Genomic DNA, 22,324 nt, shown 5'->3' with positions numbered 1-22,324 from the left:
TTCAGACCGCCCAGATCGTGCCGGTGAGGTGGAAGAAGATCGGCGCAGCGAAGATCGCGCTGTCGAGCTGGTCGAGGAAGCCGCCCTGTCCCGGGATCAGGTGGGACCAGTCGCTCACGCCGCGCTCGCGCTTGATCGCCGTGAAGACGAGGCTGCCCGCCATCCCGGTGGCGGAGGCGACCGAGGCCATGACCATGGCCGGGAAGACGCCGAAGGGCGTGATCCAGGCGAGCGCCGCCCCGACGAGCGCCGCGGAGGCGAGGCCGCAAATCGTGCCTTCCCAGGTGCGCGGCGAGAGATCGGGCGCGATGCGGGTCCGGCCGAGGCGCAGGCCGAAGTAGAAGGCCAGCAGGTCGCCGGCCTGCACGACCATGACGAAGAACACGATGAGCAGGGCGGTCCGGTTCTCGAAGCCCGGGATGTCGAGCACCATGAGCGCCGGCAGGTGACTGAGACAGAAGACCGCGATCATCAGCCCCCACTGGGTTTCGGCCACGCGGACCAGAAAGCTGCGTGTGTCTCCCCGGAAGGCCGAGAGCATCGGCAGCAGAAGGAAGGCGTAGACCGGCACGAAGGTGCCGAAGAGCCCCTCGTCCCCGGTCCAGAGGAAGACGTACTGGAGCGGCAGCACCACGAAGAAGGCCGCGGCGAGCGAGAGGTGATCGGCGCGGCGCTTGTGGGTGTAGGTCATGAACTCGCGCAGGGCGGCGAAGGAGGCGAAGGCGAAGAGCAGCAGCACGCCGGGAAAGCCCACGATCAGCGCCAGCGCCAGCAGCAGGACCATGGCCCACCAGGTGTGCACCCGCATCACGAAGGTCTCGACCACGGTCGAGGTCCGGCCCTCGGGCTGACGGGCCCGCAGCACCTCGCCGAAGAAACTGAGCGCGGTCAGCAGGGCGACGACGCCGATGGCGAGCAGCAGGATATCGGTCGTGGCCTGGCTCATGCCGCCTCTCCCGGCGGCAGGCGGCGGTCCGGCGCGAGAGCCACCAGCGCCCGGGCGGCCCGGTCGAGGAAGGCCGCGCGGTCTTCGCCCGGCTCGAGATGGACCGACGCTCCGAAGGTGACCGTGCAGATGAGCGGAAGGGGGATCACCTCTCCCTTCGGCATGATCTCGTTGAGGTTCGCGACCCAGGTCGGCACAAGGTCGACGTCCGGCCGCGCCTTGGCGAGGTGGTAGAGGCCGGAGCGGAAGGGCAGGAGCGGGTCCTCGGTCATGTTGCGGTTCCCCTCCGGGAAGAGGATCAGCGACGCGCCCTCGTCCAGGGCGGCGACCATGGTCTCCACCGGGTCGGCGGTCCGGTGCTCCGGGCGGCGGTCGATCAGCACGCAGCGGAAAACCTCGGGCCCGATGAAGGCGCGCAGGGGCGTCTGCAGCCAATAGTCGGCCGCGGCGACGGGCCGGACGGTGCGGCGGATCGCGGGAGGCAGCACCGACCAGATCATCGGCATGTCGCCGTTGGAGACGTGGTTGGCGTAGTAGATGCGCTGGCGGGGCACCGGCTCGCTGCCGCGCCAATCGGCGCGGACGGCGGTGACGAAGCGCGCGAAGAGCACGATGGCATGCCCTGCCGCCCGCGCGGCGAGGCGGCGGAGGAGCGAAGGCGTTCCGGGCGCGGTCTTTGCCATGTTCCGGAGAGTGACGGAGGGCGCGCGGGATGGAAAGGTCGCGCGCTCGATCGCGGAGGCTCCGGGCTCAGCCCTCAGCCGGGACCAGCCGCAGGCGGAAGCGCGGACCGCCCGTCGCCATCGGCTCGAAGCCCGCGCGGGGGTAGTAGGCCTGGGCTTCGGCGTTCGACGGATGCGTGCCGACGGTGAGCTGGCTGCAGCCCTTCTCGACGGCGAGCCTCTTCGCCGCCTCGATGAGCCGCCGGGCGGTGCCGCTGCCGCGCCGGTCGGGTTCGACCCAGAGATGATGCAGCTCCATGCCGCGGCCGCCCTCGTGCAGGCGCGGGACCAGATTGAGCGCGGCATAGCCGGCTGCACCCCGACTGTCGGAGGCCATCAGGATCGTTGCCAGCGGCGCTGCCCCGGTCACGTCGCGGAGCAGTGCCTCCCGGTCGGGCGGAGGCGGGTCACCGTGATGCGCGGCGAGCGCACCGATCATGCGGTGCAGTTCGGGCAGGTCGGTGTAGGTGAAGGGTCTGATCGTCGCACGGTCCATGCGCGGCTCCTTGTCGGCAGGGCCGCGAGGGGGAACGAAAAAAGCCGCCTCGCGGCGGCTTCGGTCTGGTCACGTCGCTCCGCCGGGTCCTAAAGGGATCCGGTAAAGAAATAGCTGGAGGCGACGGGACGGGTCATGGGGCTTTGGTACGCCCTGCCCGGGGACGCGTCAATCCGGCGGCGAGGCCCGGCTGCGCCGGCCCTCTCTCTATCGCGGTCTCTCCGGCGGGCGTGAGCCCGATGCCCCGGGGCCTGAGCGCGTGCGGATGGCGGAGCCTCCGGCGGGGATATTTGGCCCAGAAGAGGGGGAGCGCTAGCGACGCGGCGCGCCGCCCTCGAAGACGTTTTCCTCGTGATAGCTGACCGGGCTCTCCTGCATCTGCAGGTGCAGGCCTTCGCCGGTCCAGGGGTGCGCGCGGGCGAGGTCCTCGTCGAAGTCGATGCCGAGGCCGGGTTCGGAGGAGAGCTCGACGTAGCCGCCCTCGACCCGGATGCGTCCGCCGATCAGGGCGCGGTGGAAATCGGTGTCGATGGTCTCGGCGAGCAGAAGGTTCGGCATCGCGGCGGAGAGCTGGAGGTTGGCCGCCCACTCCACCGGTCCGGCGTAGAGGTGCGGCGCCATCTGGGCGCCGAAGCTCTCGGCCAGGGCAGCGATCTTGCGGCCCTCCCAGATACCCCCGGCGCGCCCGAGGGCGGGCTGGAGGATGCGGGCGGCGCCGGCGCGCAGGACGGCGGCGAACTCGGCGGTGGTGGTCAGCCGTTCGCCGGTGGCGACGGGGACGCGGGTGGCGGCGGCGACCTCGGCCATGGCCTGCGGGTTGTCGGGGGGCACGGGCTCTTCGTACCAGAGCGGGTCGTACTCCTCGATCGCGCGGCCCATGCGGATCGCGCCGGCGACGGAGAACTGGCCGTGGGTGCCGAAGAGGATGTCGGCCCGGTCGCCCACGGCCTCGCGCACCGCCTCGCAGAAGGCCATGGAGCGGGAGATGTCGGTCATGGCGGGCATGTGGCCGCCGCGGATGGTGTAGGGGCCGGCGGGGTCGAACTTGACCGCGGTGTAGCCCTCGCCCACCAGCCGCTTGGCGGCGCGGGCGGCGGCCTCGGCGGAAGTCCAGAACTCGGGCAGGGCGTCGTCGGCGCCGGGATAGAGGTAGGAGTAGCAGCGGATACGGTCGTTCACCCGGCCGCCGATCAGGGCATGGACGGGCTTCCCCGCCGCCTTGCCGAGAATATCCCAGCAGGCGATCTCGAGACCGGAGAAAGCACCCATGACAGTGAGATCGGGGCGCTGGGTGAAGCCCGAGGAGTAGACCCTCTGGCGCATCAGCTCGACGCGGTCGGGGCTCTCGCCCTGCATGTGGCGGGAGAAGACGTCCTCGATGACCGCGCGCATGGCCTCGGGGCCGACGGTGGCGGCGTAGCATTCGCCGTAGCCGGTCACGCCGTCGGAGGTGGTGATCTTCGGCACGATCCAGTAGCGGCCTCCCCAGCCGGGATCGGGGGGAGAGACGACGAAGATCTCGAGGTCCTGCAGTTTCATGTCCGGCCTCCGGGTGGCGACGAGGGGAGGCTTTCACGAACTCTCGTGGGGGTCCAGACGAGGGGCGTCCAAATTTGGACGCCTGGTCAAGATAAGGAAAAGACTGGGAAATTTCGTGCGGTCAGGCGGGTTCTTCGGCCTCTCGCTCCGCCTCGGCCTCCGCGTCCGCCTCCCGCTCGGCCTCGGCCTGGTCGGCGGCCCAGCTGCCGGCGGCCTCGACCGCGATGACGGAGGCGGTGGGCACGACGCCGAGGTAGCTCTCGGTCTCCACCGTCCCGTCGGTGGGGCGCTGGGTCATGCGATAGGCGGCGTAGAGCGCGATGGCGGCGAAGGTGCCGCCGAGAGAGGGCCAGAAGGCGAAGGGCCCGAAGCTCTGCATCGCCCAGCCGGTGACCAGCGGCCCGGCGATGGCACCGAGACCGAAGGTGAAAACGAGGCCACCCGAGGCCGCGGGCATGTCCTCGGCCGAGAGCGAGTCGTTGGTATAGGCTAGGAAGAGCGCGTAGAGCGGCGTGGTGACCCCGCCCGCGAAGAAGGCCGCGATGTTGAGCGCCAAGAGACCGCCTCCCGTGAGCCAGCCGAGAAGGCAGGCCCCGGCGCCGAGGACGGAGGCGCCGAAGATCAGCTTGCGCCGGTCCATCCGGTCGGAGAGCCAGCCCACCGGGTACTGCAGCACCAGCGCCCCGGCGAAGAGGACCGCGACGAAGAGCGCGATCTGCGAGGCGGTCATGCCGATCTGCGTGCCGAAGACAGCGCCCATGCCGGTCTGCGTGGCGTAGGCGCTGCCCAGCAGGAAGATCCCCACGGTGCCGAGCGGCGAGCCACGGAAGAGTCCGGCCAGGGACATCGGCCGGGTGAGTTCCACAGCGGGGGCGGGAGCGGCGGAGAGCAGGATCGGCGCGAAGGAAATCGACACGAGGATCGAGGCGCCGATGAAGAGCACCGAGGTGCCCGCGTCGCCGAGCGTCAGCAGGCCCTGCGCGCCGATGATCCCCAGCGTTTGGGCGATCATGTAGGCCGAGAGCACCTTGCCGCGCGTCTCGTTGGTGGAGGCCTCGTTCAGCCAGCTCTCGGCGGCGACGTAGATGCCGGACATGCAGAAGCCGAGAAGGATCCTCAGGAGGGTCCAGGCCCAGGGCTCGGTCAGCAGCGGCAGCGTGATCAGCCCCGCCGACATGAAGCTGCCGAGGGCGGCGAAGACCCGGACGTGGCCCACCCGCCGGATCATCAGCGGCGTCAGCCGTGCGCCGGAGAGAAATCCCAGGAAGTAGCCGGAGGTGACGACCGAGAGTTCGGCGGCGGAGAACCCCTCGATCCCGCCGCGCAGGCCGATGAGAGTGAAGTGCATGCCGTTGCCGAGCATGATGAGGACGATGCCCAGCAGCAGGGCCCAGACTCTCAGCAAGACCTGGCTCATGCGTTCTTCCTTTCGCCTCCGGACCGAGATTAGCCGGGTTCGTCCCGCCTTGCACGGATCGACCACGCCTGTCGTCGCCGGAGCGTCTCCGGAGCGCCGGTTTGCGACAGAGCGGGCGCCCGTCGCCGCGAAGGCGGGCGGTCTGCGTGCCGGATGCGCAGCGGGTGGAGAGTTAGAACAGGATCACGTTGCGCCGCGCGCCGCCGGTGCGGGTGTCGGCGATGGCCTCGTTGATCCTCTCCAGCGGCCAGCGGCCCGAGACCAGCTCGTCCAGCTTGAGCCGGCCCTGCTCGTAGAGATCGACCATCCAGGGAATGTCGCGGCGGATCACCACGTCGCCCATCTTGGAGCCGATCATGCCCTGTCCGAGCGAGGCCAGCGTCACCGGCTCGTAGGTGGACATGGCGCCGGTGTGGGGCAGGCCGATCATCACGACCGTCCCGCCGGGCGCGAGGTAGCGCGGTGCGGCGTCGTAGGCGGGAGCCACGCCCACGGTCACGAGCACCGCGTCGGCCCCGCGGCCGATCTTCTCCCGCGCCTCGTCCCAGGGCGCCTCGCCCGTGGCGAGCACCGTGTCGGTCGCGCCGAAGTCTCGGGCCATGGCGAGCTTTTCCTCGGAAAGGTCGACGGCCACGACGCGCCGGGCCCCGGCGATGCGCGCGCCCTGGATCGCGTTGAGCCCGACACCGCCCGCGCCGATGACGACCGCATCCTGCCCCGGGCGCATCTTCGCCGCGTTCACCACGGCGCCAACGCCGGTGATGACGCCGCAGGCGAGCAGCGCGGCGGCATCCGGCGGGACGGCCTCGCCGACGGTGACGATCTGGCTTTCGTCCACCACCACCCGCTCGGCAAAGGCGCCGCAATGCATGCCTTGGTAGAGCGGGGCCTCGTCCCCGGGCGAGGAGATGGGCCCGAGCGCGGCGCGGGGCGTCTCGCAAAGGGCGGCGCGGCCGCTGGCGCAGGGGATGCAGTCTCCGCAGGACCGCAGGAGCGTCACCACCACCCTGTCTCCGTGGGCGAAGGCCGTGACGCCCGCTCCCGTCGCCGAAACCCGGCCCGCCGCCTCGTGACCGTAGACCGCCGGGAGCGGTCCGCCCCAGGCGCCCTCGGCGAAGGAGATGTCGGAGTGGCAGATCGCGACGGCCTCGAGCGTGACCTCGACCTCGCCGGCCTGGGGCGCGCGCAGCTCGACCTCCTCGATGGAGAGCGGCTCGGTGAAGGCGTGGCAGACGGCGGCCTTGATACGGGTCATGGGGCAGGGTTCTCCGTGAAGGGCGTGGGGTCTCGTCCCACCGCGACCCGCGGTGTCGGAAACCGGCCGGAGCCTCAGTCGTCGAGGTGGCGGAGGATGTTGCGGGCGAGTCCTTCGGGATCCGCGAGGAAGGGCGAGTGGCTCGTGTCCATGCGGGTGACATGCGCGGCGGGCCAGCCCGAGGTCATCGCCTCCTGTGCGTGGGGCAGGATCGTCCCGTCGCGCTCGCAAAGGATGTAGCGACGGGGCAGGGCCTCCGCGCGGTCGGTGGCGGGGAGCGCCGTCTCCTGCGGCAGCACGGCCTCGGGGCAGAGCCGGGCGGTGGCGGCCCGGGCCTCGGCCTCGGGCAGGTCGTTGTAGAAGAGCGCGGGAGCCTGTTCGGGATCGACCGTGTAGCTGCGCCCGTCGGGGGCCTTGCGGATTGCGCCGGAGAGCGGCGGCGGGTTCATCAGCCGGCGCATCCCCGAAAGCGGCGTGCCGGGCTCCGGGACGAAGGCGCAGACGTAGATCAGCCGGTCCACGAGGTCGGGCCGCGCCTGGGCGGCAGCGGTGATGGCGTAGCCGCCGGCGGAATGGCCCACGAGGACCGCGCCGTCGCCGGCGGCGGCGAGGCAGGCGTCGGCGAAGTCGTCGAGCGTCGCCTCCTCCAGCGGCAGGGCATTGGCCCCGCGGCCGGGCATGTCGACGGCGACCGGATCGTGACCGGCGGCGCGGAGATGCGGCAGCACGGCCTCCCAGCACCAGGCGCCGTGGCCCGACCCGTGAACGAGGACGATCCGGCTCATTGCTGACCGGGCAGGTGGCCGATGCGGCGCATGAAGCGGGTGAGAAGCTCGGCATAGGCCTCGGGCGCCTCGACGCAGGGCAGATGGCCCGCGCGCCGGATCAGCTCGAACTGCGATCCGGGAATCAGGTCGGCGGTCTCGCGCACGAGGTCTGGCGGGGTGGCGCCGTCCTCGGACCCGGCGATGGCGAGGGTCGGCAGGCGCAGGCCGGAGGTGGGCGTCATGAGGTCGGTCCCCGCGATGGCGGCGCAGCAGCCGAGGTAGCCCTCGACCGGCGTCGCGAGCAGGAGCTGCCGCCAGGGCTCGGACTCGGGGCTGTCGAGGAACGCGCGGGAGAACCAGCGCTCGAGGATCGGGTCGGCCATGGACTCGAGCCCGTCCGCGCGGATTGCGGCGATACGGTCCTCCCAGAGCTGTGGGGTGCCGATCTTGGCGGCGGTGTTCGAGATGACCAGGCCGCGCAGCAAGTCGAGCCGCTTCACCGCGAGGGCCTGGGCGATCATCCCGCCGAGCGACAGGCCGACCATCACCGCCTCGCGGATCTCCAGCGCGTCGAAGACCGCCTCCGTGTCGCTGACGAGCGTGCCCATCTGGTATGGCGCGGGCGGCACGGAGGACTGCCCGTGGCCGCGCGTGTCGATCCGCACGATTCGCAGGCCCTCGGGCAGGTAGGGCATGATCGGATCCCAGAGCGAGAGGTCCGTGCCGAGGGAACCGGAAAAGACCAGCGCGGGGGCTCCGCCGTCCTCCGGCCCGTCCGTGCGGGCGTGGATCGTCACATCGCCACGGTCGATCCAGTGGTCGGTCATGGGCGGCCTCCGGTCGGGATGGCGGTCATCGGGACGTGGGGACGGTTGTCGCGGTTCGGGCCAGCGCGCTGGGCGCGGCCCGAACCGTCAAGGTCAGTCCTCCGAGGCCCCGGTCGGGCCGTCAGGAGAGTGCTGACCCTCCTCCCTGAGCGCCCACGAAAGCGGCAAAAGTGAGTCATGTCAACGTCGCACGACATGCCCGGGAAAGATTCACTCATCGGGGCCTCCGAGGTGCGTATCCGCCAAGTTCGCCGTTCCGCCCCGCGTCGCGAGGGTGAAGATGTCGTGACATGAGGTTCATGTCGATGCCCGAAGCGGTCGACGTGCTCCTCCGGTCGGCGAGCGTCCTGACGTGGTTACCGGCAAGTGCGACGGGTGTCATGCCATCTCCAGCGCCCGGGCGAAGACGGCGGCGTCCACGTTGCCGCCCGACGCGACCACGATCACGGTGTCCCCCTCGATCCGGTCGGGCTGGCGGAGGGCCGCGGCGAGGGAGAGCGCGCCGCCCGGTTCCAGCACGATCTTCAGCCTGCGGAAGGCTTGCGCCAATGCAAAGAGCACGTCCTCGTCCGAGGCCGTCATCCCCGGACCGCAGAGCCGGTCGAGGATCGGGAAGGTCAGCTCGCCGGGGGCGGGAGTCACCACCGCGTCGCAGATCGAGCGGCTTCCCGGGATGACCTCAAGCCGCTCGTGCGCGGCGAGCGACCGAGCCACGTCGTCGAAGCCCACGGGCTCCACCGGCCGCACGCGGAAACCCGGGCGGTAGGCCTCGAGCGCGAGGCCGATGCCGGAGGTCAGCCCGCCGCCGCCGCAGCAGACCAGGACCTCGGCCCGGTCGATGCCGAGCGCCTCGGCGTCGGCCGCGATCTCGAGACCCGCCGTGCCCTGTCCGGCGATCACCTGCGGATCGTCGTAGGGGCGGATCAGCGCGAGCCCGCGCTCGGCGGCCAGTGCGCCGCCGATCTCCTCGCGGTTCTCGCCGTGCCGGTCATAGGTGACGACCTCGGCCCCGAGCGCGGCGGTGTTCTTCAGCTTCAGCTGCGGCGCGTCCGAGGGCATGACGATGACCGCCGGAATGCCGTGCATTTTCGCGGCAAGCGCGACGCCCTGCGCGTGGTTGCCGCTGGAGTAGGCGACAACGCCCTTCTCCCGCAGCTCCGGGGCGAGCGCGGAGATCGCCGACCAGGCCCCCCGGAACTTGAAGGACCCGGTGTGCTGCAGGCACTCGGGCTTCACCAGGATCCGGCGCCCGGCGATCTCGTCCAGGAAGGGCGAGGAGAGCAGCGGCGTGTGCCGGACATGCCCGGCGAGGCGGGTGGCGGCGGCCTCGACGGTTTCGATGGTGACGGGGCCGGCGGGATCGTCCAACGTCATTGCAGAACCTCGCGGATCAGGGCGAGCGCCTCCGGCTCGTCGAGAAATGGGACATGGCCGCGGTCGGGAACGGTCGCGGTGCGGATATGGGTGTGGCGGCGGGTCATCTCGGAGAGCGTCGCGTCCGACAGGATGTCTGAATGCGCGCCCCTGATCACTCCGAGCGGCCGCCCCGCCAGCGGCTCGAAGAGGGCCCAGGGGTCGGGCAGTTCGGCGCCCTTGCCGGCCTCGTAGGCGGTGCGCAGGCCCGGGTCGTAGCGCAGGGCGAGGCCCTTGGGCCCCTCGTCGTAGCGGGCGGCGGCTTCCGCGGCCCAGCGGGCACGGGGGACTCCGGGAAACTCCGCTTCGCCCTCGCGCATCAGTCGCTCGGCGGCGGCCTCGAGCGTGGGGTCCTCCGGCAGCTTGCCAAGGTAGCCCTCGATCTTGGCCAGGCCCTCGGGCTCGATGACCGGGCCGATGTCGTTGAGCACGACACGGGACAGGCGGCCCGGCGCGATGGCGGCGAGGACCATGGCGACGAGCCCGCCGCGGGAGGTTCCGATCAGGTCCACGGCTTCCAGCCCGAGATGGTCGAGCAGTTCCACCACGTCCTGCGCTTCGCGCGCGGGGGTGTAGCTGAGAGGGTCCTCCGCCCAGTCCGACCGCCCGCGCCCGCGCGGGTCGAGCCGGATCATTCTGCGGCCCTTCATGTGCGGCAGGAGGTGGGCGAAGTCCTCGCCGTTGCGGGTGAGACCCGGAAGGCAGAGCAGCGGCGGGCCCTCTCCCTCGTCGGCGTAGTGCAGGCCGACCCCGTCCGTCGTCGTGAAGCGCGGCATCAGACCAGGTCCGGCACGCCGGTGAGATCGCTCGCGACATGGGCGGGCTCGGCATAGAGCCGGTCGCTCGGCGCGCCTGTCCGGTTGACCCAGAGCGTCCGGAACCCGTAGCCCGCGCCGCCGGCCGCGTCCCAGCCATTGGCGGAAACGAAGAGGACCTCGGAGGGATCGGTGCCGAACCTCTGGCCGACCAGGTCGTAGACCTTGGGCGAGGGCTTGAAGACCCCGGCCTCCTCGGCGGAGAGAACCGCGTCGAGGTGGCCGCCGATCCCGGCGGCGACCAGCGCGTCTTCCATCATCCCCGGCGTGCCGTTGGTGAGGATCGCGCAGTGCAGGCCCTTGGCCTTCAGCGCGGAGAGGACGGCGGGGACCTCCGGGTAGGCCGGCAGGCGCCGGTAGAGGTCGAGCAGCCGGGTGCGCAGGGCGGGGTCGTCGAGACCGGCCGCCTCCAGCGCCCAGTCGAGGCCGTCGCAGGTGACCTGCCAGAAGTCGGCGTGGCGCCCGGCGGCGGCGCGCAGCCAGGTGTACTGGAGCTGCTTCTGCCGCCAGTCCTCGGCCAGGCGCGGCCAGAGCTCCTTCAGGCGCTCGCGTCCGGGCTCCTCCGCGGCCTCCCGGGCGGCGCCCGCGATGTCGAAAAGGGTGCCGTAGGCGTCGAAAATGCAGGCGCGGATGGTCATGGGGGCAGATTTGCACGGGCGGAAGGGGCCGAAAAGGCCAATTCGGGCCCTGTTTGTTTGCAATCGCCGACCGCCGCCCCTACCTTGAGGCAGAACCGGAGAACCCGCCGAGGCTGGCGGCCTCCTTCATTTTTCCCAGACGCACGGAGACACCCCATGACGCAGGTCAAGACCGGCGACACTGTCCGCATTCATTACACCGGTACCCTTCAGGACGGCGAGACATTCGACAGCTCCCACGGCCGCGAGCCGCTGGAGTTCGAAGTCGGATCGGGCCAGATCATCCCCGGCCTCGACAAGGCGCTTCCCGGTATGGAAGTCGGCGAGACCAAGACGGTGGCCGTTCCCTGCGCCGAAGCCTACGGCGAGCCCGACCCCTCCGCCCGCCAGTCCATCGCCCGCGACCAGATCCCGGAAGACGTTCCGGTCGATCCCGGCACGCGCCTGCAGATGCAGACGCCCCAGGGCCAGGTCGTGCCTGTCACGGTGGTCGAGGCGAGCGACACCGAGGTCACGCTCGACGCGAACCATCCGCTCGCGGGCAAGGACCTGAACTTCGATATCGAGCTGGTCGAAGTGAAGGACGCCTGAGACCTCTGGCGCCGAAGCTTTTCGGCGCGTAGGACTCGGACGAATTCGCCGCCCGGTCCCGTTGGGGGCCGGGCGCTTTCGTGTCCGGAGGGCGTGCCGAATGAGACTGACGGACGCGCATCGCGTGATGGCGGCTTTCGCGCTGCATGGCATCACCGTCGGAACGCTCTATGCCCGTCTCCCCGAGATCCAGGCCGCGCTGGGGCTGACCGAGGCGCTCTTCGGGCTCGCGCTCATGGCGCTGCCCGCGGGCGTCATCCTGGGCAATTTCGCCGTAGCGCCGTTGGTCGAAAAGCTTGGTCCCCGCCTCTTGATGCTCGGCGGCTTGCCCGTTTTCGCGGCCCTGACGGTCGGCGTGGCCCTTTCCCCCGGGTTCTCCGCGCTTTGCCTCGCCCTCTTCGTCTTCGGGCTGGGGCTGGCGCTGGGCAATCTCGCGATCAACCTCGAGGCCGACCGCTATGAGGCGCGGAGCGCGACGCGCGTGATGAACCGCTGCCACGGCTGGTGGGGGATCGGCTTTCTCGCCGCCTCGCTGGTCTCGGCCGGCCTGATCGAGTTGGGCGTGGCTCCGGCCGTGCACTTCACCGGCCTCGCGGTTCTCGAGGCGGGCGGGGCGCTGTTGGTCCTCCGCTCCCTGACCGAGAGTCCCTCCCGCGACGGTTCAGGCAAGCAGAAGCGCTTCGCGATACCGGGGCGGGCAGCGCTCGCCATCGGCGGCTTCGCGGCGGCGGGGATCGTGATGGAGGGGGTCGCCCGGAGCTGGGGCGTGATCTACCTGCGCGATGCGCTCGGCGTGCGCGAGGCGCTGGCGGCGCTCGCGCTCCCGGCGGTGATCGGAACGCTGACGCTGGGCCGCTTCCTGGCCGACCGGGTGGTCGCCCGGCGGGGTGCGCTCTGGGTCGGCCGGGGCATGGCGCTGCTGACCGCGGCCGGGCTGGGGATCATCGTGCTGGCGCCCGCCGCCTGGGTCGCTCTGCTGGGCTTCGCGGTCCTGGGGCTCGGCATCTGCGTGGCGGTGCCGCTCGGCTTCTCGGCCGCGGCGCAGCAACCCGGACGACCGGCGGCGGAGACGATGGCCGCCTTCGCGCTGATCTCGACGGTCCTGAGCTTCGTTGGCCCGCCCGCCTTCGGGGCGCTGGCCGAGGTCGCCGGATTCCGGGTGGCGATGGCGGCCTTCCTGCCACTGGCCCTGCTGGCCTGGGCCTTCGCCCCCGTGCTCACGGGGGCGCGCAAGTAAACGGACGTTGAGAGGCGTCGGCGCGCCTTCAGTCGTTGGCCGAGGGCATCTCTTCCGGACGCGGCATGCCGAGGACATGGTAGCCGCCGTCGACGTGGACGATCTCGCCCGTCGTGCAGGCCCCCCCATCCGAACAGAGCCAGACCGCCGTGCCGCCAACGGCGGCAAGCGTCGCGTTCGCGCGGAGCGGCGAGTTGGTCTCGGCGTGCTTGAAGGTGCGGCGGGCGCCGCCCACCGCCGCGCCGGCCAGCGTCTTCATCGGCCCCGGGGAGATCGCGTTCACGCGGATCTTCTGCGGACCGAGGTCGTTGGCGAGGTAGCGAGTCGCGGCTTCCAGGGCAGCCTTCGCCACGCCCATTACGTTGTAGAACGGGATGACCGACCGCGACCCCATGTAAGTCAGCGTCACGATGGAGCCGCCATCGGGCATGAGCTCCGCCGCCCGGCGCGATGCGTCGATGAAGCTGTAGCAGGAGATGTTGAGCGAGTTCAGGAAGTTGCCCCGCGTGGTGTCCGAGAAGCGGCCCGAGATCTCGGCCTTGTCGGAATAGGCGATGGCGTGGACGAGAAAGTCGATCGTCCCGAAGCGCTCTTTCACCTCGGCAAAGGCCTCGTCCATCTTGGCGTCGTCGGTGACGTCGGCCTCGACGAGGAAGTCGCAGCCGATCGAGGCGCAGAGCGGCTCGACCCGCTTTTTCAGCTGTTCGCCCTGGTAGGTGAAGGCGAGGTCGGCGCCGGCCTCGTGCAGGGCCTTCGCGATGCCCCAGGCGATGGAGCGGTCGTTGGCGACGCCCATGACGACGCCGCGCTTGCCCTGCATGTTGAGTACCACCGGTCCTACTCCCTCAGCTTCGACAGGAGCATGGAGCCGTTCGTGCCGCCGAACCCGAAGCTGTTGGTCATGACGGTATCGAGCCCCGCGTCTTCGACCGTCTCCGTGGCGATCTCCTCTGGCGAGAGCGCGGGGTCGAGGGTCTCCACGTTGATCGAGGGCGTGATGAAGTCGTCCTGCAGCATAAGCAGGCAGTAGACCGCCTCCTGCGCGCCGGTCGCGCCCTGCGAGTGGCCCGTCATCGACTTGGTGGAGCTGATCGGCGGCGTCTCGCCCTTGCCGAAGACACGGCGAACCGCCTCGACCTCGCCCACGTCGCCGACGGGCGTCGAGGTGCCGTGGGCGTTGATGTAGCTGACCTTGCGGTCCTCGGGCAGGGTCTTGAGCGCGAGCCGCATGGCCCGCTCGCCGCCCTCACCGGAGGGGGCGACCATGTCGTGACCGTCGGAGGTCGCGGCGAAGCCGGTGACCTCGGCGTAGATCTTGGCACCCCGGGCCTTGGCGCGCTCGTAGTCCTCGAGCACCACCATGCCGCCGCCGCCCGCGATGACGAAGCCGTCACGCGCCGCGTCGAAGGCGCGGGAGGCCTTGGTCGGCGTGTCGTTGAACTTGGAGGACATCGCGCCCATGGCGTCGAAGAGACAGGACAGGGTCCAGTCGAGTTCCTCGCCGCCACCGGCGAACATGACGTCCTGCTTGCCCATCATGATCTGCTCCGCCGCGTTGCCGATGCAATGCAGCGAGGTCGAGCAGGCCGAGGTGATGGAATAATTGATCCCCTTGATCCGGAAGGCGGTCGAGAGGTTGGCCGAGATCGTGGAGCTCATGCACTTCGGCACCGCGAAGGGGCCGATGCGCTTGGGGCTGCCGCTCTTGAGCACGGTCTGGTGCGCGGCGAACATCGCGCTGGTCGAGGGCCCGCCGGAGCCGGCGATCAGGCCGGTGGAGGGGTTCGAGACCTCGTCCTCCGACAGACCGGCGTCGGCGATGGCCTGCTGCATGGAGATGTAGGCATAGGCCGCACCGGGCCCCATGAATCGCAGGGTCCGCTTGTCGACGTGTTCGGTCACGTCGATCTTGGGCGTCCCGGCGATCTGGGAGCGGAAGCCGTGCTCCTTCATCTCCTCGACCGCCTCGATACCCGAGCGGCCGGCGCGAAGCGCCTCGGTGACTTCGGCTGCGTTGTTTCCGATGGGGGAGACGATCCCCAGACCGGTGACGACGACACGGCGCATGGACGCTCCTTTGCTTGGTCGGCTCGTGTGTATGGCAGAGGGGGGCGGTGGGGCAAGCCGATAGACCGGTTGGGGTGGCCGGGCCCCGACCCCCCGTCAGTAGAGGGTTCTGCGGTATTCGGCCTCTAGATCCTGATCCATCCGCTCGAACTCGCCCTCCTCCTTGGGCGGGGCGGAGGTCTGGTCGTGGATGATCCGTGGCAGCGAGGCCATCGACCGGCGGTCCTGGAATTGGTCGGGATCCCAGAGGTTCGACCGGCGGAAGGCCTTGGCGCAATGCATGAAGAGCTCGGTGATCTCGACCACGATGGCGAGCTTCGGCACCCGGCCGTTCACGGCCATCGGCGCGAGGATCTCCGGGTCTGTCACGAGCCGCGCGCGTCCGTTCACGCGCAGCGTGTCGTCGAAGCCCGGCACGATGAAGAGCAGGCCGACACTCGGGTTGGCGACGATGTTCGACAGGCTGTCGAGCCGGTTGTTCCCGGGCCGGTCCGGGATCGCGAGGGTCCGGTCGTCGAGGATCCTGACGAAACCGGGCGGGTCGCCGCGGGGGCTGACGTCGGCGTCTCCTGTGGCGTTCTGGGTGGCCAGGCACAGGAACGGCGCGCGCTCGATGAACTCCCGCGCGTGCCGGTCGAGCGCCGTCTGGCTCTTCTTCAGGGCGATCCCGTGAGCTTCGCCGAAGAGCGCCCGCAGGTCCTCCTCGGTCTCGACGAGGTGCGCGGGATCGATGGAATAACCCGTCACTCGGTGCCCTTTCCGAAGGCGGCGCCGGCCGATCGCCTCAGCTTTCGGACAGCGCGACCTTCATGTCCTTGACCTGGTAGATCACCTCGCCGTCGGCCTCGACCCGGCCGTCGGCCACGCCCATGGTCAGGCGCCGGCTCTGCACGGCCTTGGAGAAGTCGACGTAGTAGGTGAGCTTCTTCCGGTCGGGGCGGACCATGCCGGTCAGCTTCACCTCTCCGACGCCGAGGGCATAGCCTCGGCCCTGCCAGCCGCGCCAGCCGAGGTTGAAGCCGGTGAGCTGCCAGAGCCCATCGAGCCCCAGGCAGCCGGGCATGATCGGGTTGCCGGGAAAGTGGCACTCGAAGAACCAGAGGTCGGGCTTGATGTCGAACTCGGCCACGACGTGGCCCTTGCCGTTGGGCCCGCCGTCGCCCGAGATGTCGGTGACGCGGTCGACCATGAGCATGGGCGGCTCGGGAAGCTGGGCGTTGCCCGGGCCGAAGAGCTCTCCGCGCGCGCATTTCAGCAGGTCGTCCCTGTCGAAACTGGTGGGGTACTCGGCCATGCTCTCTCGCTCTCCCTATGCCAAAAGGCTTTTGCGGCGGACCGGGACCCGGCCACCTGTTCCGCGCCGCCATATCACTCCGGCGCCGAACGTGGCAAGGGCGGCACGGCGCGCGGTGCCGGAGGCCCCTGTGCATTGAAAACCGGTCGCAATTCGCCATATTGTGTCAGCGAGAGAGAGGCACATCCATGCACGACGCACCGCCGATTCAGGAACGCGGAGAGGCCTGGCTGGCCGAAGCTGGCCTGCGCCCGACCCGCCAGCGCATCGCGCTGGCCGCCCTTCTGGTGGGCGACGGGCAAGACCGGCATGTCACCGCCGAGAGCCTGTTCGAGGCCGCGAGCCGTGCCGGGGAGAAGGTCTCGCTGGCGACGGTGTACAACACGCTCAAGGCCTTCTGCGACGCGGGACTCGTCCGCGAGGTCGTGGTCGACGGCTCCAAGAGCTACTTCGACACCAACATGAGCGACCATCCGCACTTCTTCTGGGAGGACCGGATGGAGCTGACCGACGCCCCCGCCGACCAGCTCGAGATTTCGCGTCTGCCGAACGCGCCCGAAGGCGCGGAGATCTCCAAGGTCGACGTGGTGATCCGCCTCCGCCGCCGCTGAGGCGTCTTGCGCCGTCCGAGAGACCGTAGGCCGGGCATCCTGCCCGGCTTTCTCTTGTCCGGCTCCGCCACCGCGAGTCTTGCGACCCTTCCCCAGTCAGGCTACCTCGCGCCCCCATGACGACCGAGCATTCCAGCGGCGCGCCCTGGCGCAATTTCTACGGCCGGACCAAGGGCAAGCACCTGCGCCGGTCGCAGGAAGCCTACCTCGACGAGGACCTGGGCAAGCTCTCGCCGGGCCCCGTCTCCTGGGAGGAGAACCCGGACCGCACCCCGCTCGACCTCGACGCCCTCTTCGGCGAGCGCGACGTCTGGCTCGAGGTGGGCTTCGGTGGGGGCGAGCACCTGGTGCACCAGGCCGGCGCGACTCCCGGTGTGGGGATCATCGGCTGCGAGCCTTACATCAACGGCGTCGCCATGCTGCTCGGCAAGATCCGCGACGCAGGCGTCACGAACCTCGCCGTGCATCCGGGCGACGTGCGCGATCTCTTCGACGTTCTGCCGGAGGCCAGCATCTCCAAGGCTTTCCTGCTCTATCCCGATCCCTGGCCGAAGCGGAAGCATTGGAAGCGCCGCTTCGTCACCCCTCAGTATCTCGAGCCCCTGGCGCGGGTGCTGAAGGACGGTGCCGAGTTCCGGGTCGCCACCGACATTCCCGACTACGTGCGCCAGACGCTGGAGGAAGTGCCGCGGCAGGGCTTCCGCTGGCTCGCCGAGGGACCGCGCGACTGGCGCGAGCCCTGGGACGACTGGCTTTCGACCCGCTACGAGCAGAAAGCGCTGCGCGAGGGCCGCGTGCCGCACTACCTGACTTTCCGCCGGGAGCCGCGACGGCTCGAAGATGGCGGGCGATGAGAAGGACGACGTGAAGATGACCACTCCCAGCCTCGGGCTCTACGGGCTCGGCACCATGGGCAGCGCCCTGGCGCTCAACATCCTCGACAACGGCTACGCGCTGCATGTCTCGAACCGCTCCGACGACAAGGTCCCGGAGTTCGAGGCCGAGGCGGGCCCGCTCGCGGAGCGGCTGACCGGCCACGCGAGCCTGGTGGAGATGGCGAAGGCCATGACGGCGCCGCGGGCGGTGATCCTGATGGTGCCGGCGGGCAAGCCGGTGGACGACTGCATCGCGGACCTGGAGCCGGTGCTGGAGAAAGGCGACGTGATCGTCGACGCCGGCAACGCCGACTTCAACGACACCATGCGCCGGACGAAGCAAGTCGAGGCCAAGGGGCTCGCCTTCCTCGGCATGGGCGTCTCCGGCGGCGAGGACGGGGCGCGGCACGGCCCCTCGATCATGGTGGGCGGCACGAACGACGTCTGGGAGGGCCTGCGCGAGGTGATCGAAGCGATCGCCGCCAAGTTCGAGGGCGACCCCTGCGCCGCGCGGCTCGGGCCCGACGGGGCGGGACATTTCGTCAAGACGGTCCACAACGGCATCGAGTACGCCGACATGGAGCTCATCGCCGAGACCTACGGCCTCATGCGCTACGGCCTGAACCGGCCGGTGTCGGAGGTGGGGAAGACCTTCAAGCGCTGGAACGAGGGCCGGCTGCAGAGCTACCTCGTCGAGATCACCGGAGAGGTGCTGGCCGTCGAGGACGCGGGCGGAGCGCCCTTCGTGGACACGATCCTCGACCGGGCGGGCCAGAAGGGCACCGGGCGCTGGACGGTGATCGAGGCGGTGCGCATGGGCCAGTCGGCCAGCGTCATCGAGGCCGCCGTGGGCGCCCGCGCCTGGTCGGCCGAGAAGCCGGTGCGCGAGGGCGGGGCGGATATCCTCGGCTGGGTGCGCGAGGACGTCGATCTCTCCGAGGAGGACCTCGAGGCGGCCCTGCTCGCGGGGCGGATCGTGGCCTACGCGCAGGGGTTCCGGATCCTCGAGGCGTCCTCGAACGAGTTCGGCTGGGACCTCGACTTCTCGCGGATCGCCGAGATCTGGCGGGCGGGCTGCATCATCCGCTCGCGGCTGCTCGACGACATCTCGCAGGCCTTCCGCTCGGAGCCCCCGCAAGGGCAGCTGGTCTTCGCGCCGGCCTTCGCGGAGATGCTGAAGGAGACCGTGCCGGCCCTGCGGCGCGTGGTCTCCGCCGCGACGCTCGCGGCGCACCCCGTGCCGGGGCTGACGGCGGCGCTCGGCTTCCTCGACACCTTCGCGCAAGCGCGCGGGACGACCGAGCTGATCCAGGCCCAGAGAGATTTCTTCGGGCGCCACGGCTTCGACCTCATCGGCGGTGACACCGGCCAGCACGGGCCCTGGTGGGACTGAGCCGTCCAAGGTTGGTCATGAAGGCAAGTGGCTGACGTTGCAGGGTAAAAGGGTTAACGTTACCCTTTCCCCAGGGGCGGGTCGAGGTATTTGGGGCTAGATGAAGGGGAGGGGTTTTTCCCTTTCGTCGGTGCCTGTCACCGGGGCGTTAACCTTAATGAGGTCTTGCCGGCCCGGGAGGGGCGCGGGCCCGCCCCAGAGCGGGACCGGGCCTCGATGTTTCAGTCGCGGGTGCGGTCGGCGCCCTGCACCTGGAACATCCAGCCGGGGTACTCGGGCGGCAGCTGGCTCGCCTCGCCGAGGCGGTCGAGATCGGCCTCGCTCAGGCTCACCTCGGTGGCACCGATGTTGTCCTGCAGCTGCTCGACCCGCTTGGCGCCGACGATGACGGAGGTCACGGCCTCCTGGTGCAGCAGCCAGGCGAGGGCGATCTGCGGCATGCTCGCGCCCTTCGCCCCGGCGATCTCCTTCATCGCGTCGAGCACCTTCGCACCACGGTCGAAATCCACGGGCGGGAAGTCGAACTCGGCGCGGCGGCCGTCGCCGCCGGTGCCGTCCGCGGCGTACTTCCCGGAGAGGTAGCCGCCCGCGAGCGGCGACCAGACCATGAGGCCCAGGCCCTCGGACTTCAGCATGGGCACGATTTCGCGCTCCAGGTCGCGGCCGACGAGGGTGTAATAGGCCTGCAGCGAAAGGATCGGCGCGTAGTCGCGGGCGCGGGTGATGCCGATGGCCTTCACGATCTGCCAGGCGGCCCAGTTCGACAGGCCGATGTAGCGGACGTGGCCGTGCTCGACGAGGGTGTTGAGCGCCGCGAGCGTCTCCTCGATGGGCGTGGCCGGGTCGAAGCCGTGGATCTGGTAGAGGTCGATATGGTCCATCTGGAGCCGGTCGAGGCTTTGGCGGACCTGGCTCATGATGTGGCGGCGCGAGGTGCCGCGCATGTTGGGCCCGTCGCCCATGCCGCCCATGACCTTGGTCGCCACGACGACCTCGTCGCGGTCGACGCCCAGGTTCTTCAGCGCCTGGCCGAGGATCCGCTCGGAGCGGCCGCCGGCGTAGACGTTGGCGGTGTCGATGAAGTTGATGCCCGCGTCGAGCGCGGTCTTCACGAGGGTATCGGCCTGCTCCTGTTCGAGCTGGCCGATCTTGCCCCACATGTCGTCGTCGCCGCCGCCGAAGGTCATGGTGCCGAGGCAGAGCTCGGAGACGAAGAGGCCGCTGGGGCCGAGGGGTTTCATGCGCATGGGAAGGCTCCGTCGCTGGGATGCGTTGGGGCCGGAGCCTAGCCTGATGCGGGCGGGGTCAAGGGCCTCAGGCCCGGTGGGCGCCCTCGGCGAGGCTGCGCACGAAGTCGAGCACGTCGGCGGGGGGCTCGCCCGCGCCGATCTTCTCGACGATGGCCGAACCCACGACGGCGCCGTCGGCGACGCCCGCGATGGCCTGGGCGGCCTCGGGCGTCTTGATGCCGAAGCCCACGATGACGGGCAGGTCGGTCTGCGCCTTGATGCGGGCGACCTCGGGGCCGACGTCGCCGGCCTCGGCCGAGGCGGAGCCGGTGATGCCGGTGATCGAGACGTAATAAACGAAGCCCGAGGTGTTCTCGAGCACCTTGGGCAGGCGCTTGTCGTCCGTGGTGGGCGTGGCGAGGCGGATGAAGTTCATGCCGGCGCGGCTGGCGGGCAGGCAGAGCTCGTCGTCCTCTTCGGGGGGCAGGTCCACCACGATGAGCCCATCCACGCCGGCCTCGTTCGCCTCCTCCAGGAAGCGGTCGACGCCCATGGAGTAGATCGGGTTGTAGTAGCCCATGAGTACGACCGGGGTCGTGTCGTCCTCGCGGCGGAGTTCGCGCACCATGTCGAGGGTCTTGCGCAGGGTCTGGCCGCCCTCCAGCGCGCGCTGGCCCGCGAGCTGGATGGTGGGGCCGTCGGCCATGGGATCGGTGAAGGGCACGCCGAGCTCGATCACGTCGACGCCGGCCCCGGGCATCCCCTTGAGGACCGCGAGAGAGGCTTCCGGGTCCGGGTCGCCCGCCATGATGTAGGCCACGAAGGCCTTGCGGCCCTCGGCCCTCAGCTCGGCGAATTTCGCGTCGATGCGTGTCATGTCCCTCGTCCCTCTTGCCCGCGCGCTCGCGATGGTGTGCGGCAGAGCGCGGGGAAGATCAATGGGGCGGGGCTCAGGGCTCTTCGGTCGTGGAGATCATCCAGCGGATGCCCCAGCGGTCGGTGAGGGTGCCGAAGCCGGGGGACCAGAAGGTCGGCTCGTAGGCCATGCGGATCTCGCCGCCCTCGGCGAGCGCGTCGTAGACCGTCTTGCCCTCGGCGGCGGTGGGCAGCTCCATCATGATCGAGACGCCCTGCATGGGCGGCGTGCCGCCCTCGATGTCGTCCGAGCCGTAGATCGCGCTTTCGCCCAGGGTGAGGTGGCCGTGCATGATCCAGCCCATCTTGTCCTCGGGCCACTCGCCCTCGGGCGTGTCGGAGACGCGCATGAACATGGGCGGCGCGGCCCCGAAGATCCGGGCGTAGGCGGTGAAGGCCTCCTCGCAGGTGCCGTTCTGGAAGGTCAGGTAGGGAATCGGGCTGGGCGGGGGCATGGGCTCTCTCCGGGCTGGCATCGGTCGGAGTATCGCATGTCGATGTCCCGGCGTCAGCGGCCTTCGAAGACGATCTCGGGCTGCCAGTCCGGAGAGGCATGCGCCTCCCAGAAGGCCTCGGCGATCTTGTCGGGCGCGAAGGGCGTGCCCTCCTTGATGGCGCCATTGATGGTGATGGTGCGGAAGTTCAGGCCGCGCTCGTGAAAGGCCTCGGCGGAGGCGAGCGCGAGGCCGCGCATCGCGGACTTGCCGGCGGCGAGCGAGGGCGAGCCCTTTCCGGCCTGCGGGCGCAGGGCGGTGCCGCTGCCGGTCCAGAGCACGGTGCCGCCGTCGGGCATCAGCGGCAGCGCGGCCTGGGTCGCGGCGAGGGCGGCGGTGGCGGAGACGCGCAGCTCGGTGTCGAGCTCCTCGGGCGTGAGCTCCAGCGGCGATTTCGGGACGAAGCGGCTGACGTTGTAGATCAGGACGCCCGGCGGGCCGGCCCAGTCGGAGGCGGACCGGATCGCCGTGGTGAGGCTGGCGAAATCGGCGACGTCCGCCGCGAAGGGGCGGGCCGTGCCACCGCTCTCCTCGATCTGGGCGCAGAGCTCGGCGAGGCGCGCGGTGTCGCGGGCCACGGGGGCCAGGGTGCAGCCGCCGCGGGCGAAGCGGCGGCAGAGCGCGGCGCCCAGTCCGGGACCGGCGCCGACGACGATGGCGAGATCGGGCATGGGCTGTGCCTCCTGCGGTCGGTGGCTGCGCAAGATGGGCCGGTCCGGCGCGGGGTCAACGTCGCGGGAGCGCCCTTGCACCGCGCCGCCGCCGCCCGTAAGCGGTGCGCGG

24 protein-coding genes are annotated in these 22,324 nt (G+C 70.4%); 5 read left to right on the top strand and 19 right to left on the bottom strand.

Annotated elements, in window-relative coordinates; translation table 11 throughout:
- Position 1: 1 nt before the first annotated feature.
- From F3S47_RS11795 to F3S47_RS11745, 11 genes are all read right to left on the bottom strand, one after another.
- Entirely contained in the window at positions 2–946 is a 945-nt protein-coding gene (locus F3S47_RS11795; protein WP_150445458.1) for a phosphatidate cytidylyltransferase, read from the bottom strand.
- On the bottom strand, positions 943–1,629 hold the full coding sequence (locus tag F3S47_RS11790) for a lysophospholipid acyltransferase family protein (RefSeq protein WP_150445457.1): 687 nt from the start codon (positions 1,627–1,629) through the stop codon (positions 943–945). The genes F3S47_RS11795 and F3S47_RS11790 overlap by 4 nt, the downstream gene beginning before the upstream one ends.
- A 67-nt stretch (positions 1,630–1,696) precedes the next feature.
- On the bottom strand, positions 1,697–2,164 hold the full coding sequence (locus F3S47_RS11785; protein ID WP_150445456.1) for a GNAT family N-acetyltransferase: 468 nt from the start codon (positions 2,162–2,164) through the stop codon (positions 1,697–1,699).
- A 312-nt stretch (positions 2,165–2,476) separates the two neighbouring features.
- Entirely contained in the window at positions 2,477–3,703 is a 1,227-nt protein-coding gene (locus F3S47_RS11780; RefSeq protein ID WP_150445455.1) for a mandelate racemase/muconate lactonizing enzyme family protein, read from the bottom strand.
- A gap of 121 nt (positions 3,704–3,824) precedes the next feature.
- The gene (locus F3S47_RS11775) at positions 3,825–5,120 is read right to left on the bottom strand and encodes an MFS transporter (RefSeq protein ID WP_150445454.1); all 1,296 of its coding nucleotides are present in this window, start codon (positions 5,118–5,120) and stop codon (positions 3,825–3,827) included.
- Between the two features lie 172 nt (positions 5,121–5,292).
- Positions 5,293–6,375 (bottom strand): Zn-dependent alcohol dehydrogenase, encoded by a 1,083-nt coding sequence (locus F3S47_RS11770; protein ID WP_150445453.1) that lies wholly within the window; start codon positions 6,373–6,375, stop codon positions 5,293–5,295.
- Between the two features lie 74 nt (positions 6,376–6,449).
- A complete protein-coding gene (locus tag F3S47_RS11765; RefSeq protein WP_150445452.1) occupies positions 6,450–7,160 on the bottom strand; it encodes an alpha/beta fold hydrolase in 711 nt (236 codons plus the stop codon).
- Positions 7,157–7,969 (bottom strand): 3-oxoadipate enol-lactonase, encoded by an 813-nt coding sequence (pcaD, locus tag F3S47_RS11760; protein ID WP_150445451.1) that lies wholly within the window; start codon positions 7,967–7,969, stop codon positions 7,157–7,159. Before pcaD ends, F3S47_RS11765 begins: the two co-directional genes overlap by 4 nt.
- 378 nt (positions 7,970–8,347) lie before the next feature.
- Positions 8,348–9,343: a threonine ammonia-lyase gene (locus F3S47_RS11755; protein WP_150445450.1), complete on the bottom strand. Its 996-nt coding sequence runs from the start codon at positions 9,341–9,343 to the stop codon at positions 8,348–8,350.
- Positions 9,340–10,158, bottom strand: a complete 819-nt coding sequence (locus F3S47_RS11750; protein ID WP_150445449.1) for an alpha/beta fold hydrolase — start codon at positions 10,156–10,158, stop codon at positions 9,340–9,342. Before F3S47_RS11750 ends, F3S47_RS11755 begins: the two co-directional genes overlap by 4 nt.
- A complete protein-coding gene (locus F3S47_RS11745; RefSeq protein ID WP_150445448.1) occupies positions 10,158–10,835 on the bottom strand; it encodes a haloacid dehalogenase type II in 678 nt (225 codons plus the stop codon). Before F3S47_RS11745 ends, F3S47_RS11750 begins: the two co-directional genes overlap by 1 nt.
- Positions 10,836–10,991: 156 nt before the next feature.
- Between F3S47_RS11745 and F3S47_RS11740 the strand changes: the two genes are divergently transcribed.
- Entirely contained in the window at positions 10,992–11,426 is a 435-nt protein-coding gene (locus F3S47_RS11740) for an FKBP-type peptidyl-prolyl cis-trans isomerase (RefSeq protein ID WP_150445447.1), read from the top strand.
- A 100-nt stretch (positions 11,427–11,526) separates the two neighbouring features.
- On the top strand, positions 11,527–12,663 hold the full coding sequence (locus F3S47_RS11735) for an MFS transporter (protein WP_150445446.1): 1,137 nt from the start codon (positions 11,527–11,529) through the stop codon (positions 12,661–12,663).
- Between the two features lie 28 nt (positions 12,664–12,691).
- Here the strand turns inward: F3S47_RS11735 and F3S47_RS11730 are convergent, their stop codons facing one another.
- The 4 genes from F3S47_RS11730 to fabA all read right to left on the bottom strand — a co-directional run bounded on the left by F3S47_RS11730 (position 12,692) and on the right by fabA (position 16,024).
- Entirely contained in the window at positions 12,692–13,483 is a 792-nt protein-coding gene (locus F3S47_RS11730; protein WP_396279996.1) for an enoyl-ACP reductase, read from the bottom strand.
- A 17-nt stretch (positions 13,484–13,500) separates the two neighbouring features.
- Complete coding sequence (fabB, locus tag F3S47_RS11725) at positions 13,501–14,730, bottom strand: beta-ketoacyl-ACP synthase I (protein ID WP_150445444.1); 1,230 nt, start codon at positions 14,728–14,730, stop codon at positions 13,501–13,503.
- Positions 14,731–14,826: 96 nt separating this feature from the next.
- Positions 14,827–15,477, bottom strand: a complete 651-nt coding sequence (locus tag F3S47_RS11720; RefSeq protein ID WP_150445443.1) for a pyridoxamine 5'-phosphate oxidase family protein — start codon at positions 15,475–15,477, stop codon at positions 14,827–14,829.
- 37 nt (positions 15,478–15,514) lie between these two features.
- On the bottom strand, positions 15,515–16,024 hold the full coding sequence (gene fabA / locus F3S47_RS11715; protein WP_150445442.1) for a bifunctional 3-hydroxydecanoyl-ACP dehydratase/trans-2-decenoyl-ACP isomerase: 510 nt from the start codon (positions 16,022–16,024) through the stop codon (positions 15,515–15,517).
- A gap of 188 nt (positions 16,025–16,212) precedes the next feature.
- On the opposite strand from fabA, the gene irrA reads away from it, so the two are divergent.
- The 3 genes from irrA (at position 16,213) to gndA (ending at position 18,903) form a co-directional block, all read left to right on the top strand.
- Entirely contained in the window at positions 16,213–16,635 is a 423-nt protein-coding gene (gene irrA, locus F3S47_RS11710; protein WP_150445441.1) for an iron response transcriptional regulator IrrA, read from the top strand.
- A gap of 116 nt (positions 16,636–16,751) precedes the next feature.
- Positions 16,752–17,489: a tRNA (guanine(46)-N(7))-methyltransferase TrmB gene (gene trmB / locus F3S47_RS11705; protein WP_150445440.1), complete on the top strand. Its 738-nt coding sequence runs from the start codon at positions 16,752–16,754 to the stop codon at positions 17,487–17,489.
- 16 nt (positions 17,490–17,505) lie between these two features.
- On the top strand, positions 17,506–18,903 hold the full coding sequence (gndA, locus tag F3S47_RS11700) for an NADP-dependent phosphogluconate dehydrogenase (protein ID WP_150445439.1): 1,398 nt from the start codon (positions 17,506–17,508) through the stop codon (positions 18,901–18,903).
- Between the two features lie 221 nt (positions 18,904–19,124).
- Here gndA and F3S47_RS11695 read toward each other — a convergent pair whose 3' ends face one another.
- From F3S47_RS11695 to F3S47_RS11680, 4 genes are all read right to left on the bottom strand, one after another.
- A complete protein-coding gene (locus F3S47_RS11695) occupies positions 19,125–20,150 on the bottom strand; it encodes an aldo/keto reductase (RefSeq protein WP_150445438.1) in 1,026 nt (341 codons plus the stop codon).
- A gap of 67 nt (positions 20,151–20,217) precedes the next feature.
- Positions 20,218–21,009, bottom strand: coding sequence for a tryptophan synthase subunit alpha (gene trpA / locus F3S47_RS11690; RefSeq protein WP_150445437.1), 792 nt, complete (start codon positions 21,007–21,009; stop codon positions 20,218–20,220).
- Between the two features lie 73 nt (positions 21,010–21,082).
- Positions 21,083–21,502, bottom strand: a complete 420-nt coding sequence (locus tag F3S47_RS11685) for a VOC family protein (protein WP_150445436.1) — start codon at positions 21,500–21,502, stop codon at positions 21,083–21,085.
- A 53-nt stretch (positions 21,503–21,555) separates the two neighbouring features.
- A complete protein-coding gene (locus tag F3S47_RS11680; protein WP_191090167.1) occupies positions 21,556–22,212 on the bottom strand; it encodes an SDR family NAD(P)-dependent oxidoreductase in 657 nt (218 codons plus the stop codon).
- Between the last annotated feature and the right edge of the window lie 112 nt (positions 22,213–22,324).

Origin of the sequence: Histidinibacterium aquaticum (assembly GCF_008710275.1) — a bacterium.
Lineage (GTDB): Bacteria > Pseudomonadota > Alphaproteobacteria > Rhodobacterales > Rhodobacteraceae > Oceanicola > Oceanicola aquaticus.
Note: the sequence above shows the minus strand (reverse complement) of the source record. Positions and strands in the feature narration are given on the sequence as shown.